Annotated in this window: 17 protein-coding genes and 1 pseudogene; 14 read left to right on the plus strand and 4 right to left on the minus strand. The window is 61.8% G+C overall.

Annotation, left to right across the window (positions count from 1 at the left end):
- Window positions 1-271: 271 nt before the first annotated feature.
- Window positions 272-1,459, plus strand: coding sequence for a cyanate transporter (locus AC07OT_RS26240; RefSeq protein WP_065938910.1), 1,188 nt, complete (start codon window positions 272-274; stop codon window positions 1,457-1,459).
- 137 nt (window positions 1,460-1,596) lie between these two features.
- Complete coding sequence (locus AC07OT_RS26245; protein ID WP_115485890.1) at window positions 1,597-2,532, plus strand: LysR family transcriptional regulator; 936 nt, start codon at window positions 1,597-1,599, stop codon at window positions 2,530-2,532.
- A gap of 15 nt (window positions 2,533-2,547) precedes the next feature.
- Here the strand turns inward: AC07OT_RS26245 and AC07OT_RS26250 are convergent, their stop codons facing one another.
- Both AC07OT_RS26250 and AC07OT_RS26255 read right to left on the minus strand, forming a co-directional pair.
- Window positions 2,548-2,910, minus strand: a complete 363-nt coding sequence (locus AC07OT_RS26250) for a 5-carboxymethyl-2-hydroxymuconate Delta-isomerase (RefSeq protein ID WP_495109444.1) — start codon at window positions 2,908-2,910, stop codon at window positions 2,548-2,550.
- A 55-nt stretch (window positions 2,911-2,965) separates the two neighbouring features.
- Window positions 2,966-3,889 carry a LysR substrate-binding domain-containing protein gene (locus AC07OT_RS26255; RefSeq protein WP_092356590.1) on the minus strand — a complete coding sequence of 308 codons (924 nt, stop codon included), beginning with the start codon at window positions 3,887-3,889 and terminating at the stop codon, window positions 2,966-2,968.
- 127 nt (window positions 3,890-4,016) lie between these two features.
- Here AC07OT_RS26255 and AC07OT_RS26260 point away from each other — a divergent pair, with 127 nt between their 5' ends.
- Window positions 4,017-4,196 carry a hypothetical protein gene (locus AC07OT_RS26260; RefSeq protein ID WP_495109445.1) on the plus strand — a complete coding sequence of 60 codons (180 nt, stop codon included), beginning with the start codon at window positions 4,017-4,019 and terminating at the stop codon, window positions 4,194-4,196.
- 84 nt (window positions 4,197-4,280) lie between these two features.
- Window positions 4,281-4,778 carry a hypothetical protein gene (locus AC07OT_RS26265; protein WP_495109446.1) on the plus strand — a complete coding sequence of 166 codons (498 nt, stop codon included), beginning with the start codon at window positions 4,281-4,283 and terminating at the stop codon, window positions 4,776-4,778.
- Here the strand turns inward: AC07OT_RS26265 and AC07OT_RS26270 are convergent, their stop codons facing one another.
- A complete protein-coding gene (locus AC07OT_RS26270; protein ID WP_162844254.1) occupies window positions 4,779-4,922 on the minus strand; it encodes a hypothetical protein in 144 nt (47 codons plus the stop codon). It lies immediately after the preceding gene.
- Between the two features lie 197 nt (window positions 4,923-5,119).
- Between AC07OT_RS26270 and AC07OT_RS26275 the strand changes: the two genes are divergently transcribed.
- Window positions 5,120-6,424, plus strand: coding sequence for an MFS transporter (locus AC07OT_RS26275; protein ID WP_495109447.1), 1,305 nt, complete (start codon window positions 5,120-5,122; stop codon window positions 6,422-6,424).
- Complete coding sequence (locus AC07OT_RS26280) at window positions 6,424-7,182, plus strand: substrate-binding domain-containing protein (protein WP_495103041.1); 759 nt, start codon at window positions 6,424-6,426, stop codon at window positions 7,180-7,182. The genes AC07OT_RS26275 and AC07OT_RS26280 overlap by 1 nt, the downstream gene beginning before the upstream one ends.
- On the opposite strand, the pseudogene AC07OT_RS26285 reads toward AC07OT_RS26280, so the two are convergent.
- Window positions 7,177-7,374, minus strand: a pseudogene (locus tag AC07OT_RS26285) (LysR family transcriptional regulator); the annotation flags it as partial. The gene AC07OT_RS26280 and the pseudogene AC07OT_RS26285 sit on opposite strands and share 6 nt — an antisense overlap.
- Before the next feature lie 120 nt (window positions 7,375-7,494).
- Here AC07OT_RS26285 and AC07OT_RS26290 point away from each other — a divergent pair.
- The 8 genes from AC07OT_RS26290 (at window position 7,495) to AC07OT_RS26325 (ending at window position 14,223) form a co-directional block, all read left to right on the plus strand.
- Window positions 7,495-8,346 carry an STAS domain-containing protein gene (locus AC07OT_RS26290; RefSeq protein ID WP_027604298.1) on the plus strand — a complete coding sequence of 284 codons (852 nt, stop codon included), beginning with the start codon at window positions 7,495-7,497 and terminating at the stop codon, window positions 8,344-8,346.
- A gap of 2 nt (window positions 8,347-8,348) precedes the next feature.
- A complete protein-coding gene (locus tag AC07OT_RS26295; RefSeq protein ID WP_065938902.1) occupies window positions 8,349-8,711 on the plus strand; it encodes an STAS domain-containing protein in 363 nt (120 codons plus the stop codon).
- Complete coding sequence (locus AC07OT_RS26300; RefSeq protein WP_495109448.1) at window positions 8,708-9,112, plus strand: anti-sigma regulatory factor; 405 nt, start codon at window positions 8,708-8,710, stop codon at window positions 9,110-9,112. Before AC07OT_RS26295 ends, AC07OT_RS26300 begins: the two co-directional genes overlap by 4 nt.
- On the plus strand, window positions 9,103-10,110 hold the full coding sequence (locus AC07OT_RS26305; protein ID WP_495109449.1) for an ATP-binding protein: 1,008 nt from the start codon (window positions 9,103-9,105) through the stop codon (window positions 10,108-10,110). Before AC07OT_RS26300 ends, AC07OT_RS26305 begins: the two co-directional genes overlap by 10 nt.
- A complete protein-coding gene (locus tag AC07OT_RS26310; RefSeq protein WP_495109450.1) occupies window positions 10,103-10,966 on the plus strand; it encodes a sensor histidine kinase in 864 nt (287 codons plus the stop codon). The genes AC07OT_RS26305 and AC07OT_RS26310 overlap by 8 nt, the downstream gene beginning before the upstream one ends.
- Complete coding sequence (locus AC07OT_RS26315; protein ID WP_495109451.1) at window positions 10,956-12,890, plus strand: PAS domain-containing hybrid sensor histidine kinase/response regulator; 1,935 nt, start codon at window positions 10,956-10,958, stop codon at window positions 12,888-12,890. Before AC07OT_RS26310 ends, AC07OT_RS26315 begins: the two co-directional genes overlap by 11 nt.
- An 84-nt stretch (window positions 12,891-12,974) precedes the next feature.
- Window positions 12,975-13,853 carry an SMP-30/gluconolactonase/LRE family protein gene (locus AC07OT_RS26320; protein ID WP_177414151.1) on the plus strand — a complete coding sequence of 293 codons (879 nt, stop codon included), beginning with the start codon at window positions 12,975-12,977 and terminating at the stop codon, window positions 13,851-13,853.
- A 157-nt stretch (window positions 13,854-14,010) separates the two neighbouring features.
- Window positions 14,011-14,223, plus strand: coding sequence for a cold-shock protein (locus AC07OT_RS26325; RefSeq protein ID WP_027604304.1), 213 nt, complete (start codon window positions 14,011-14,013; stop codon window positions 14,221-14,223).
- Window positions 14,224-14,259: the final 36 nt, after the last annotated feature.

Below are 14,259 nucleotides of genomic sequence, written 5' to 3' on the forward strand. Positions count from 1 at the left end.
GCCCCAAAACACAGCCCCGGACCTGCCTGGCACACTGCAGCGCTCTTATTGGGGCTGCTGCGCAGCCCAACGCGGGCAAGCCCGCTCGCCACAGGTTACTGTTTGACCGTTCTATCTCTTAACTGATCGGCATTAGGGCTTGCCCGCTCTCACACTTTGACTTGCGGTGTTTCAGTTAACCGCAATTTTTAGATAGCCCCTGCGACTTTCTCATTTGCCCCCCCTCCCCCATGCGTGGCCTGATTCACCCTTGTTCATTCAAGGCAGGCCCATGGAAAACGTTCAGGCAAAACCCACCACCGCCGTGTGGCTGATGATCAGCGTCGTGCTGGTCGCCCTTAACCTGCGGCCTTCGATGGCCGCCGTGGGGCCGTTGCTGTCGTCGATTCGCGGCGAGGTGCCGTTGAGTTTCAGCAGCGCGGCGTTGCTGACCATGTTGCCGGTCATGGCCATGGGCCTGGCGATGTTCTTTGGCATGGGCCTGGCCAAGCGCGTTGGCGAGCACCGCAGCATTGTGCTGTCACTGCTGGTGATTGGCGTGGCGACGTTGTCGCGATTGTTCCTGGATTCGGCCCTGGAATTGATCGTCAGCGCGATTGCCGCCGGTGTGGGCATCGCCATGATCCAGGCGTTGATGCCGGCCCTGATCAAGTCGCGGTTCAGCGACAACGTTTCGCTGTTCATGGGCCTCTACGTCACCGCCATCATGGGCGGCGCAGCGCTGGCGGCAGCGTTCTCCCCCTTCGTGCAGGTGCAGACCGGCAGCTGGCGCATCGGCCTGGCGATCTGGGGGTTTCTGGCGTTGCTGGCCCTGGTGTTCTGGTACGCCCAGCGCTCGGTGTTGCCACCGTTGCCCCAAGCCGCCGCCGGCCCTCAGGAATCGTTTTTCGGCAACGGCCGCGCCTGGTTGCTGGCGATCTTTTTCGGCCTCGGTACAGCGTCCTACACCTGCGTACTGGCGTGGCTGGCGCCGTACTACGTGGAGCAAGGCTGGAGCGAACAGAATGCCGGTTTGTTGCTGGGTTTCCTGACCGCGATGGAGGTGGTGTCCGGCCTGGTCACGCCGGCCATCGCCAACCGCCGCCGAGATAAACGCGGGGTGGTGGCGGTATTGCTGGGGTTGATCATCCTGGGGTTCTGCGGCCTGATCCTCAGCCCGCAACACCTCAGTTTGCTGTGGCCGTGCCTGCTGGGCCTGGGTATCGGCGGGTTGTTCCCGATGAGCCTGATCCTGTCCCTCGACCACCTCGACAACCCGCGCCGCGCAGGGGGCCTTACCGCATTCGTGCAGGGCATCGGCTACCTGATTGCCGGCCTGTCGCCGCTGATCGCCGGAATGATCCGCGACCAGCTGGGCAGCTTCGAATGGGCCTGGTGGTCGCTGACGGCGGTGATCGTGGTGATGCTGCTGATCGTCACGCGCTTCAACCCAAGGCATTACGCAGAACATATTCGCTGACGTCGTGTTGCAAACAGTATTTGTCCCACGCAAAACATAGAAACGCCCTACAGAGCTTTCTATTGGTACGGCCGTTCCGTTAAGCTTTCGCGCTGTCTTGTACTGACTTCGGTACATGGGGTTTACGGACGAAACCGATGTTAAACAGTAACTTGCTCAGAAAACTCGATATGCAGGACTTGATGGTGTTTATCGCCGTCTATGACCAGAGCAGCGTTACCGACGTGTCAGAAACGCTGTTCGTCAGCCAGTCCACCGTGAGCTACAGCCTGAAGAAACTGCGGACCAGTTTTGAAGACGAGCTTTTTATCAACACGCGGGCGGGCATGCGGCCTACGTACAAGGCCACTACCATGTACGCCCATGTGCAGAAGATCCTCGAAAGCATCAACCTGTGCCACGCCGGTGGCCAGGCCTTCGACCCGACCCAGAAGGCCGTGACCTTCAATGTCTGCGCGCCGGAGTACTTCGAACAACTGATCCTGCCGCGCCTGTTGAAGAATTTCGACCGCGCCGACCTGCCGGTGATCGTCAATGTGCAGAAACTGGAAGCCGACATCCCCGCCGACGACCTGCGCGAGGGCCGCCTGGACCTGGTGATCTGCTTCGGACCGCACTTTCACCGCGCCCATAAAGACTTCAAGACCCAAATGCTGCTGGAGGACGATCTGGTGTGCGTCTTCGATAAACGCTCGGCACCGCGCGAGCCGGCATTCAGCCTGCAATCATTCGTCGAGCGGCGCCACGTGTTCCCCACGCCATGGACCTCCGACACCAACATGATCGACGGCTGGCTGGCGCGCCAGGCCCACAAGCGCCAGGTGATCGCCCGCGCCAACAGCTACAGCGCGGCGCTGAAGATGATCACCGGCACCGACTTCATCGTCACCCTGCCGCGCCGCGTGCAGAAACTGCTGGCGCCCGCGACGGTGTTCGGCCACTGCGAAGCCCCCAACGGGTTACCGGGGTTCACCCTGGATATGCAGTGGAATGAAAGCAGTGAACAGGACAGTGCCAATACCTGGTTTCGTGAACAGGTGGTGAAGGTGTGTGCGGATCAGGGATTACTCTGACTTCTGTGGCGAGGGTTAGCCGATCGCGACTTTGCTGTAGGAATCGCGATCCATGTCGACCAGCTGGACACTGAGTTGAACCTGCAGATCCGTCGGCCAGTCGCCCAGATCCTGCAACGCTGCCAGCAGGCTTTGCGACAATTGCTGCTTGACCTGCGGCGACCGCCCGCTGAGCAGTGACAGCTTCACCGCGATGAAACCGCGTGGGTTGAGGGAGGTGCCGACCTGAAAACTCTCGACCTTGATCGCACGGCTTTTGATATCGAACTCGGAACCGAACTGCCCGGACGCCATCAGCACATTGTTGAGCCGCAACAGGGTTTTCTCGACGGCCAGGTTTGTCAGGTTGGCGGTGTATTCCAAGTGCAGGTGTGGCATGGATGACTCCGAGTCATTCGTAGGAAAGTCTGTAGATATAGCACGGATAAAAGCCTCAGGCCTTGTTCGCCTGACCTCGATCGCTCATGAACGCTTCCAGCCGCGAACGCACCCAGCGCTCGGCCGGGTCGGTGTCCACATGACTGAGCCAGACCATGGACAAATCCAGGGTCGGCGTCTCGAACGGAAACGGCTCGCAGAACAGGTTGCCCGACACCGCCATGGCCTCGGCGGTGTAGTCCGGCAGGCTGGCGATCAGGTCGGTCCCGGCCAGCAGCGCGGGCAATGCGCTGTACTGCGGCACCGACAACACCACATGGCGCTTGCGGCCGATTTCCGCCAGCCACTCATCGGCAAACCCGGACACGTTGGCGGTGTGGGACACCAGCACATGGGGGCGCGAGCAATATTCATCGAGGGTCAGCGGGGTGTCCGAGGCATCGGCGCGCAGCAGGCGCGGACGAATGTGGCGCAGCAGCTTGCGCTTGGCATTCGCCGGCAGGCCACGGGTCTGGGTGATGCCGACGGTAATATCGCCGGACGCCAGCAGATCGGGAATCCGCCAATAGTCCACGTGCTGCACCACGAACACCACCTGCGGCGCTTCCTGGCGCAAGGCGCGCAACAACGGTGGCAACAGGCCGAACTCGACGTCGTCGGACAAACCGATGCGAAAGGTCATGGTGCTGATGGACGGGTCGAAATCGTGAGTCAGGCTCAAGGCCGACGACAGTGAGTCCAGGGCCGGCGACAGGTGCTGGATGATTTCCTCGGCGCGCGCGGTAGGTTCCATGCGATGGCCGACGCGAATGAACAGCGGGTCGTTGAACAAGGTGCGCAGACGGTTGAGGGCCGAACTGATGGTCGGCTGGCCGAGAAACAGCTTCTCGGCCACCCGCGTCACATTGCGCTCGAGCATCAGTGCTTCGAAGACCACCATCAGGTTGATATCGGCCTTGCGTAATTCATTGCGATTCATCGGCGCCTGCCCCTAGCCCAAGACAAGCCGCAGTTTAGAAAGCCGGGCCGGCCGCGTCTATGTGCACACTGTTCATCTCGCGGCTTTGGGACTATAAACAGCGCTCGAACGTCGCAGGAACACTCCCGTGCTGGTCATTTTTGGCCTGGCCATTCTGGTGGCCGGGTTCTGCCTCTGGCTTATCCGCTTTGTCACCCGCCCCACCGCCCGCACCTTGTTGCGGGTGTTTGTCGGCCTGTGCCTGGCAGCAGTGGTGGCGTATCTGGTGCTGGCCTCGGGTTTTCCTGTTTCGTTTCTGGTTTCATAACGCCCCCTCTTTGAACTGGATGCTATTGCCTTGATAAACATCCGCAACATCGCACTACCGCTGTTACTGGCCGGATGTACCGCCATGACGCCCTACAAGGCACCGCTCGAAGGCCCGCGCGCGCAGCTCAAAAGTGAGTTGAGCACCCACGCCAGCTACAACGAATGGCTGTCGGTCAGCGTGTCGACGGATGATGAGTGCCTGCAAGGCAGGGTGGGAACGCCGAGTAAGGAAACCGCACTGTTTGCGGTGCACAGCAGCACTTCGCGCCCCGACGGTTACGTGGACATCGCCGCCGACCAGCCGCTGCACTTGATCGTGTCGGGCCTGGCGAGCGCCGGCCGGCGCTGTGTGATTGAGTTCAACACCCAGTTCGCCGCCCAAGGGCGCTACCTGCTCAAAGGCGGGATTACCGACGCCGACAGTGGGTGGTGTCGCGTTAAGGTGATCAATGCCGATACCGGCGCCGCGCTGGCGGCGTTCGAAACCCCGACCCAGGTAACACCTGCCCCCACGGAGAGCCCTTCGTGGAGGCAGTTCATGGCCCGTCAAGGGTGCTTTTTAGCCCCGGCCGAACATTGATCAGGGCTTGAGCGGACGCTCCTGATCCCGTTCGGATAGCTCAGTGCCGTCGTCCGGGTGCTTCCAGGTCTGGGGTTTTTCCTCTTCATGTCGCCGGGGTTGCTCATGCTCCGGCTCATCTTGGCGCTTCGGTTCATTGCCCATAGCCATCTCCCTTCCGTAAGAATGGGCCATACCTTCCAGCATAGAACAGAGCGGGATTTTTGACAGGCACGCAAATTCATAACCAACAGACATTAATCAATCCATATTTTTCACTTTTCATTTCTAAATGTGTCAGCCACTATCTTCAGCATTAAGCGAAACAAGCACTTTAAAAAGAACGCTGGAGACACAAAACCATGACTAGCCCTACCTTGCCCGATTCTGCCCGTTCTAAAGTGGGGGCGGTATTCCGCGTTACTTCGGGCAACTTCCTTGAACAGTTCGACTTCTTTCTGTTCGGTTTCTACGCCACCTACATTGCTGCCGCGTTCTTCCCTGCCGCCAATGAATTTGCCTCATTAATGATGACCTTCGCCGTGTTCGGCGCGGGCTTCCTGATGCGCCCACTGGGCGCCATCATCCTCGGCGCTTATATCGATGACGTCGGTCGCCGCAAAGGGTTGATCGTGACCTTGTCGATCATGGCCAGCGGCACGCTGTTGATCGTGCTGGTGCCGGGCTATCACACCATTGGCCTGTGGGCACCGGCGCTGGTGCTACTGGGCCGCTTGCTGCAAGGCTTCTCGGCCGGTGCGGAGCTGGGCGGTGTGTCGGTGTACCTGTCTGAAATGGCCACCCCAGGCCGCAAGGGGTTCTACACCAGCTGGCAATCGGGCAGCCAACAGATCTCCATCGTGGTCGCCGCCGCCCTGGGCTATGGCTTGAACGTGTGGATGGAGCCGGCGGTGGTTGCCGATTGGGGCTGGCGCATTCCGTTCGCCATCGGTTGCGTGATCATCCCCTTTATCTTTGTGTTGCGTCGCAACCTGCAGGAAACCGAAGAATTCGCCAATCGCAAGCATCGCCCGACCATGCGCGAAGTGCTGGCCACACTGGTGAAAAACTGGACCGTGGTCATCGGCGGCATGCTGATGGTGGCCATGACCACCACCGCGTTCTACCTGATCACCGTGTACGCGCCGACCTTCGGCAAGACCGTGCTGCAACTGAGCACCTCCGATGCGCTGCTGGTGACCTTGCTGGTGGCGGTGTCGAACTTTGTCTGGCTGCCAATCGGCGGCACCCTGAGCGACCGCTTCGGTCGCAAGCCGGTGCTGATCGCCATGACCGCGTTGACGGTGCTCACGGCTTATCCGGCGCTGTCCTACGTGGTGAATGCACCGAGCTTCGCCCATATGCTGGAGACGCTGCTGTGGTTCTCGTTCCTGTACGGCATGTACAACGGCGCGATGATCCCCGCCCTCACGGAAATCATGCCGGTGGAAGTGCGCGTGGCGGGCTTCTCCCTGGCCTACAGCCTGGCGACCGCGATCTTCGGTGGGTTTACCCCGGCGATCTCCACCTGGTTCATCCACATCACCGAAGACAAGGCCTCGCCAGCCTATTGGATGATGTTCGCTGCGTTGTGCGCGCTGTGTTCGACCCTGGCGCTGTATCGTCGCGCCAATGCACGCGGGCAGGTGATGCAGGGGGCGGCGTGATGAAGTCTCTGTTCAAGACCCTGACGGCCCTGGCCCTCGGTGCCCTGGCGCTGACGGCCCAGGCCGAGGAACTCAAGGTGATGACCTCCGGTGGCTTCACCGCCGCCTATAAACTGCTGGGCCCGCAATACGCCCGGCACAGCGGCGACACCCTCGATACCATCCTCGGCCCCTCCATGGGCAAGGCGCCGGAAGCGATTCCCAACCGCCTGGCCCGTGGTGAACATGCCGACGTGGTGATCATGGTCGGCTATGCCCTGGATGACTTGATCAAACAAGGCAAGGTCGACCCGGCGTCCCGCGTGGAACTGGCGGATTCGCGCATCGGCCTGGTGGTGAAGGCAGGTGCGACCAAACCCGCGATCGGCACCGATGCCGAACTCAAGGCCGTACTGAGCAAGGCCAAGTCCGTGGCGTATTCGGACAGCGCCAGCGGTGTGTATGTCGAGAAAGAGCTGTTCAAGAAGCTCGGCATGCCCGCCAAAGGCACCATGATCGAACGCCTCCCGGTGGCCGAACAGGTCGCCAAGGGCGATTACGAGGTGGGCTTGCAGCAGGTGGCGGAGTTATTGCCGGTGCCGGGTGTGACGTACGTCGGCAAGATCCCGGAAGACGTGCAATCGGTGACGCGCTTTGCGGCGGGCATTCCGGTCAATGCCGAACACCCTGCACAGGCCAAGGCGTTGTTGCAGTTCCTGGCCTCGCCCCAGGCACAACCGGTGGTGCAATCCACCGGCCTGGACTCGGTGGCGCGCTGACCGAAACGGTATCTCCCTCCCCCACCGCTCCAATTCCAGCGCCGCCGACGACCAGCTCCGTCCGCGGCGTTTGATCAAGCCCACATTACCCCTCACCTGCGGTTCCACCCACCGCACACTCAGCCAAATGGGCTGCTCCGACGCCAGTATCGCGATCGACGGCAGCATAGCCCCCCATCCCGCCTCCACCAGTCTGAAGCGCCCGGTCCACAGGGCTTGAGGCAAATGAACGAAAACCTTCGAAACAATTCAAAGCACTTCAATTTAGTATAAATTGCATGCCACTCAACAAGGCATTCAAGGAGGTTTCCCGTGGCAACTCTGCAAGCTCACACCATCCAGGCACTGCACACCCATCGCCCGACCCTGCTGACCGAATGGGTTGCCAGCCTTGAAGCTTCGGGGGCCACGCGTAACGTCAAGGCCGAAGACACCCGGCAGCAGGCCAACGACTTCCTCAACCTGCTGATCGCGGCCCTGCAGCAAGGCGGTTCCCAGCCGGTCAACCATGAAAACTGGGCAGAAACCCGAGTATTCCTGGAAAAGCTCTCCCACAGCCGCGCCCTGGTCGGCCAGGACTCGCAACAGACCGCCAGCTTTATCTTTGCCCTCAAGGGCCCGCTGTTCGCCCTGCTGCAACGGGAATACGCCGAACAACCGACGCAACTGGCCGAACAACTGTGGGAAATCTCCGAGCTGCTTGACGCGCTGGGCATGCACACCATCCGTACGTTCCAGAAATCCCGTGAATCGGTGATCAAGCGCCAGCAGGAAGAATTGCTGGAACTGTCCACCCCGGTGGTCAAGCTGTGGGACGGCGTGCTGGCCCTGCCGATGATCGGCACCCTGGATTCGCAACGCACCCAGGTGGTCATGGAGTCGCTGCTGCAGCGCATCGTCGACACCGGCTCGGAAATCGCCATCATCGACATCACCGGCGTACCCACCGTGGACACCCTGGTAGCCCAGCACCTGTTGAAAACCGTTACGGCCATCCGCCTCATGGGTGCCGACTGCATCATCAGCGGCGTGCGTCCGCAGATCGCCCAGACCATCGTGCACCTGGGCCTCGACCTGCAAGGCGTGGTGACCAAGGCTAACCTGGCGGATGCCTTGGCGTTGGCCCTGAAACGCCTGGGCGTCACCATCAGCAAGGCTGTTTAAGCATGGAACGTATCCCTATTTTGCAGATGGGCGAGTTCCTGCTCGTGACGATCCAGGTCGACATGCATGACCAGCTGGCGCTGACGCTGCAGGACGACCTGTCCGAGCGCATCAGCCGCACATCCGCCCGGGGCGTGCTGATCGACATTTCGGCGCTGGACATGGTCGACTCGTTTATCGGCCGCATGATCGGCACCATTTCCGGCCTGTCGCGCATCATGGATGCCCAGACCGTGCTGGTAGGCATGCAGCCGGCCGTGGCGATCACGCTGGTGGAACTGGGCATGACCCTGCCGGGCGTGGCCACCGCGTTGAACGTCGAGCGCGGCATGCAACTGTTGCGTGACCGGGTAGACCACTCATGACCCAGGCCAGCAGTGGCACTCACCCGGTGCTCATCGAACAGGACGTAGTGCTGGCCCGACAATTGGTGCGCAAGCTGGCCCAGGAATGCGGCATGCGCCTGATCGACCTGACCAAGCTGGTCACCGCCGTCAGTGAGCTGGCGCGCAACACCGTGGTGTACGGCGGCGGCGGCCATATGGATTGGGCCGTGGTCGAAAAAGACTACCGCCCAGGCCTGCGCCTGACCTTTCGCGACGAAGGGCCGGGTATCCCCGACCTCAAGTTGGCGATGACCGACGGCTGGACCTCCGGCGGCGGCCTGGGCCTGGGCCTGACCGGCGCCAAGCGGTTGGTGGACGAGTTTGAACTGGACACCGCACCCGGCCAGGGCACCCGCGTGACGATTACCCGATGGGCCTGAATATTCCCAGTGCCCTGACCCAGGTGTTGTTGATCGAGGATGTCAGCCAGATCGGCCATGCCCGACGCACCGCGCAACAGTTGGCCGAACAATCGGGCTTCGACGAGACCGATGCCGGCCGCGTGGCACTGGTGGCCACCGAGCTAGCCAGCAATATCCTCAAGCATGCCGCCCATGGCCAATTGCATCTGCGCCTCACGGGTAACCAGGGCGTGGAGCTGATCGCCGTGGACCGTGGCCAGGGCTTTGACCTGGACAGTTGCCTGGTGGACGGCTTTTCCACCGGCGGCACCCAGGGCATCGGCATGGGCGCCATTGCTCGTGTGGCCCAGGTGTTCGACGTGTACGCCGATCAACGCGGCACGGCGATGCTGGCGCGCCTGTATCCACGGGCCTCGGCCCCCAAAGATATCCGCTACGGCGTCAGCCAGCATTCCCTGCACGACGACCCGGCCTGCGGCGATGCCTGGCACCTGGTGATCGAACCCGGCCGGTTCAGCGTGATGGTAGCCGACGGCCTGGGCCATGGCAGCGAAGCCGAACGCGCGGCGCAGGCCGGCGAAGCGGTGTTTGCCCAAGACGCCTTCTTCGACGCAAGCGAGCTGTTCAACGACCTGCATATCGGCATGAACGGCACCCGCGGCGCAGCCGTGGCCGTGGCGCAGTACGATGCCACGGCAGACAGCCTGCGCTTTACCGGGGTGGGCAATATCGGCGCCAGCCTGATCGGCCCCGGCAAGTCCCGTGGGCTGGCGTCCCATCCGGGGATCGTAGGCGTGCAGTTTCGCAAGGCGCAGCCCTTCGACTACGCTCAAGTGGGTGGCCAGATGCTGATCCTCTACAGCGACGGCCTGCAGTCACGCTGGAACCTGGCGGACTATCCCGGGCTTTCCCATCGCCACCCTGCCCTGATCGCCGCCGTCCTGCACCGTGATTTCTGTCGCGGCCGGGATGACGTTACCGTCTTTGTGATTGCCCTGGAGGCCACCGATGGCTGACACCACCGTTTCGCTTGAGGAGCAAGTGCGAACGCTTCGCCTGGAAGCCGATGCACTGCGCGCCGAACTGGACGAAACCAACCAGGGCGTATTGGCACTCTATGCCGAGCTGGATACCCAGGCCGACCAACTGCGCCAGGCGTCGGACCTGAAAAGCCGTTTCCTGTCGTACATGAGCCATGAATTCCGCACGCCCCTGGGCTCGATCCTGAGCATCACCAGCCTGTTGGCCGACGAACTCGACGGTCCGCTGAGCCCTGAGCAGCACACACAGGTCGGGTTTATTCGCAGCTCGGCACGCGAACTGCGCGAAATGGTCGACGACCTGCTGGACCTGGCCAAGATCGAGGCCGGGCGCATCACGATCTCGCCGGCCTGGTTCGACATGTTCGATCTGTTCTCGGCGTTGCGCGGGATGTTTCGCCCGATCGTCGATGCGTCGTCGGTGGACTTGATCTTCGAAGAGCCGATTGGCTTGCCCAAGCTGTACACCGATGACAAGAAGCTCGCGCAGATCCTGCGCAACTTCATCTCCAACGCCCTGAAGTTCACGGTGCAAGGTGAAGTGCGAGTGTCGGCGCAGAGAGTGGGTGATCAGGAAATCCGCTTTGCCGTGCACGACACCGGCCTGGGCATTCCGGCTGAATTGCACAGCAACCTGTTCGAAGACTTTTCCCAGATCGATTCGCCGCTGCAAAAACGCCTGCGCGGCACCGGCCTGGGGCTGTCGCTGTGCAAACGCTTTGCCGAGTTGCTCGGCGGCCGCGTCGGCGTGGAAAGTACCCCAGGCGTGGGCTCGATGTTCTTCGTGATCATTCCTCTCTCTATTCCTGGCGGGCCTGTTGATGAACCGTGACATCCAACTGCTGATCGTCGACGACAACGCGGCGACCCGCTATGCCCTGCGCCGGCGCCTGGAGAACCATGACTACCGCGTGCTCGAGGCCGGCACCGGCCAGGAAGGGCTGGACCTGATCGCCAGCCAAAAGATCGACGGGCTGATCCTCGACGTCAACCTGCCGGACATGAGCGGCTTCGACATCGTACGCGGGCTGCGCACCGATCCGGTCACGGCCTTGCTGCCGGTGGTGCACGTGTCGGCGGCCTCCATCGAGACCGGCGACATCATCACCGGCCTGGATGCCGGGGCCGATGCCTACCTGATCCACCCCATCGACCCCGATGTGCTGCTGGCGACCCTGCGGACCTTGCTGCGGGTGCGCGACACCGAATATGCGCTGCGCGAGAGCGAGGCACGCTTTCGCGAAATATTCTTCAATATCAGCGCACCGATTGCGGTCATGGACGCGCAGCTCAAGGTCCACGAATGTAACCACGCCTTCGCCCAATTGATTCACGACAACCTCAACCCCGACGCCCTGCTGGAGTGCTTCGCCGCCGATCAACTCGGCGTGCTCCAGGAACTGTGCCAGCGCCTGGCTGCCGGCGAGCGCTGGAAGGGCACCCTGCAGATGAAGGTCGACGGTCAGTTGCGCGAGACCGAATGGCAGGTTTCGCCCTACCGCAGCGCCGAATTGAGCCTGGTGTTTGTCGAAGACGTCACCGAGCACCGCCACCGCGAGCGGCACCAACAGGCCGAGCTGGCCAACGCCGCCACCCAGTTGGCACGTACCGAGGCGCAACTGTTGCAGGCGCAGAAGATGGATGCCCTGGGCAAGCTCACCGGCGGCATTGCCCATGACTTCAACAACCTGCTGACCGGGATCATCACCAGCCTGGAGCTGATCAAGAAACGCATCGAGACCCAGCGCACCGACAAGGTCATGGCCTATGCCGATGCAGCGTTGAGCTCGGCCCTGAGCGCCGCCGGCCTGACCAACCGCCTGCTCGCCTTCGCCCGCCAGCAACCGCTGGATACGCGGCCGATCGACATCAACGCGCATATCCGCTCCCTGGAGGAACTGCTGGTACGCACCATCGGTGAACATATCGCGCTGAAGCTGGAGCTGACCAACAACCCAGCCGTGGCGATGGTCGATCCGATCCAGCTGGAAAGTGCGGTGCTGAATCTGGTGATCAACGCCCGCGACGCGCTGCCCAAGGGCGGCACTGTCTGGGTGACGACTTACCCGGCCTACTCCAGTGGCAACCTGAAACTGGAAAATGGCGCCTACATCGCCCTGTCGGTGCGGGACAACGGTGTGGGCATCGAACACAGCGTCATCGACAAAGTCTTCGACCCCTTCTTCACCACCAAACCACTGGGCCAGGGTACCGGGCTGGGCCTGTCGACCATCTACGGGTTTGCCCGCCAGTCCGGCGGTGATGCACAAATCCGCAGTGTGACCCGCCAGGGCACCGAAGTGACCATCATGCTTCCCGCCTCCAGCGGGCCTGCCAGCATCGTGACCAAGCCTCTGGCCGCACCCGGCCAGAGCAAGGGCGAACATGTGCTGGTCGTCGAAGACATGCCTTCGGTACGCAGCTTTGTCGCCGAAGTCCTGGCCGACGCCGGCTACCGTTGCAGCCTGGCCGCCAATGGTGACGAAGCGGTGGTCTGCCTGCGCAGCGACCCGAGCATCAACCTGTTGCTGACCGACGTCGGCCTGCCCTTTATGACCGGGCGCGAACTGGCAGACGTGGCACGCGAGATCCGCCACACCTTGCCGATCCTGTTCATGACCGGCTACGCGGAAAATGCCGCGAACCGGCAAAGTTTCCTCGGCGAAGGCATGGATCTGATTTCCAAGCCGTTCCATATCGATGAGTTGCTGGAAAAGATCCGTCGTGGGCTGGATGGGACGGCAGGCGAGGGTTAGCAGGAGATCAGGGCAATGACAGGGTGATGTTCAGCGGCATGCTTGGTACCGTGGGCGACCTTTTGATTCGTTACCGGCTGCGCTATGCCTCAAACAGTTAAACCTCATCGGGCCCTGCGCCTCACCCTGTGGACACTCGCCCTGCTGTGTGCCGCAACCTTGGGCTTTTTCGCCTGGCAGAACTTCTACCCGGTGCGTGCCGCCGAGCAATGGCGTTACCAGGTGCTGCATCGCGACGTGGCCAAGGCCGCGTCCTTGATGCCCCTGGACGATGGCTCACTGATGGTCAGCCAGGAACTCGACGACGCCAAGGGCAGCATCCTGCGCATCCACCCCAACGGCACCCGCGAGGTTGTGGTGGGCAATCTGTCCAAACCCGACGGCATGTTCGCCACCCGTGGCGGTTGGGTATTCAGCCAGGAAGCCCTCGATTCCCCGGTCAGTTTTCTCAAGGACGGCGTCGTCACCGAACTGTTCAGGGGCCAGAACGTACAAGGCCTGTGGGACGACGGTAAGTACCTCTATGCCATGGAAGACAGGCGCGATGAAGGCCGGGTGCTGCGTTATCGCTGGAGCGACCAGAGCTTGAGCGTGGTGCGCAAAGGCCTGGACGAGGGTGAGTCGATCATCCGCTGCACCGACGGGCGCCTGCTCTACACCAAAAAGAAGGAAGGCATGGTTCGCGAGCTGACCGAAGACGGCAGCGACCCGGTCGTGCTGGCCAAGCTGAATCAGCCGACGTTCCTGATGTGCGATGAGCGGGGCCTGTGGATCACTGAAGATGCCACCCACCGTGCGCGGTTGCTGCTGATTGATAAACAGGGGCACCGGCAGACCATCCTGTCTTTCCTGAAGGCGCCACAGTCGATTGTGCCAACCGCGCGCGGCACCTATCTGGTGGCCGAAGGCGGTCGGAATCGGGTGCTGGAACTGCTGCCCGCGCAGCACGAAAACCCACGGTAAAACGAACCAGTATCGCGCAACGGCACAGGCGGCGAACCTGTCAGGAATGACAGTACCGCTGGTCCCGTGGCGCGTTGACGAGCAGCGGCTTCAGGACTTTGCTTATGGGTACCGCGACGAATCAGCAGCGGGGCACACCGGTTCGAGGACACCAAGAATGAGCGACAGACAGAACGGCACAGTGAAGTGGTTCAACGATGAAAAGGGTTACGGATTCATCACGCCGGAGAGCGGCCCCGACCTGTTCGTCCACTTCAGGGCAATCGAGGGCAACGGGTTCAAAACTCTGAAGGAGGGCCAGAAGGTCACCTTCGAAGCCGTACAAGGCCAGAAAGGCATGCAGGCCGATAAAGTCCAAATCGTGTCCTGACCCGCTTGATGCCCGCAGACATACCTGCCCCGACGG

This window comes from Pseudomonas sp. GW821-FHT09C10 (assembly GCF_059418085.1).

Coding starts and splice junctions, on each gene's coding strand:
- AC07OT_RS26240 (WP_065938910.1), top strand. CDS start 272: ATGGAAAACGTTCAGGCAAAACCCACCACCGCCGTGTGGCTGATGATC.
- AC07OT_RS26245 (WP_115485890.1), top strand. CDS start 1,597: ATGTTAAACAGTAACTTGCTCAGAAAACTCGATATGCAGGACTTGATG.
- AC07OT_RS26250 (WP_495109444.1), bottom strand. CDS start 2,910: ATGCCACACCTGCACTTGGAATACACCGCCAACCTGACAAACCTGGCC.
- AC07OT_RS26255 (WP_092356590.1), bottom strand. CDS start 3,889: ATGAATCGCAATGAATTACGCAAGGCCGATATCAACCTGATGGTGGTC.
- AC07OT_RS26265 (WP_495109446.1), top strand. CDS start 4,281: ATGACGCCCTACAAGGCACCGCTCGAAGGCCCGCGCGCGCAGCTCAAA.
- AC07OT_RS26270 (WP_162844254.1), bottom strand. CDS start 4,922: ATGGGCAATGAACCGAAGCGCCAAGATGAGCCGGAGCATGAGCAACCC.
- AC07OT_RS26275 (WP_495109447.1), top strand. CDS start 5,120: ATGACTAGCCCTACCTTGCCCGATTCTGCCCGTTCTAAAGTGGGGGCG.
- AC07OT_RS26280 (WP_495103041.1), top strand. CDS start 6,424: ATGAAGTCTCTGTTCAAGACCCTGACGGCCCTGGCCCTCGGTGCCCTG.
- AC07OT_RS26295 (WP_065938902.1), top strand. CDS start 8,349: ATGGAACGTATCCCTATTTTGCAGATGGGCGAGTTCCTGCTCGTGACG.
- AC07OT_RS26300 (WP_495109448.1), top strand. CDS start 8,708: ATGACCCAGGCCAGCAGTGGCACTCACCCGGTGCTCATCGAACAGGAC.
- AC07OT_RS26305 (WP_495109449.1), top strand. CDS start 9,103: ATGGGCCTGAATATTCCCAGTGCCCTGACCCAGGTGTTGTTGATCGAG.
- AC07OT_RS26310 (WP_495109450.1), top strand. CDS start 10,103: ATGGCTGACACCACCGTTTCGCTTGAGGAGCAAGTGCGAACGCTTCGC.
- AC07OT_RS26315 (WP_495109451.1), top strand. CDS start 10,956: ATGAACCGTGACATCCAACTGCTGATCGTCGACGACAACGCGGCGACC.
- AC07OT_RS26320 (WP_177414151.1), top strand. CDS start 12,975: ATGCCTCAAACAGTTAAACCTCATCGGGCCCTGCGCCTCACCCTGTGG.
- AC07OT_RS26325 (WP_027604304.1), top strand. CDS start 14,011: ATGAGCGACAGACAGAACGGCACAGTGAAGTGGTTCAACGATGAAAAG.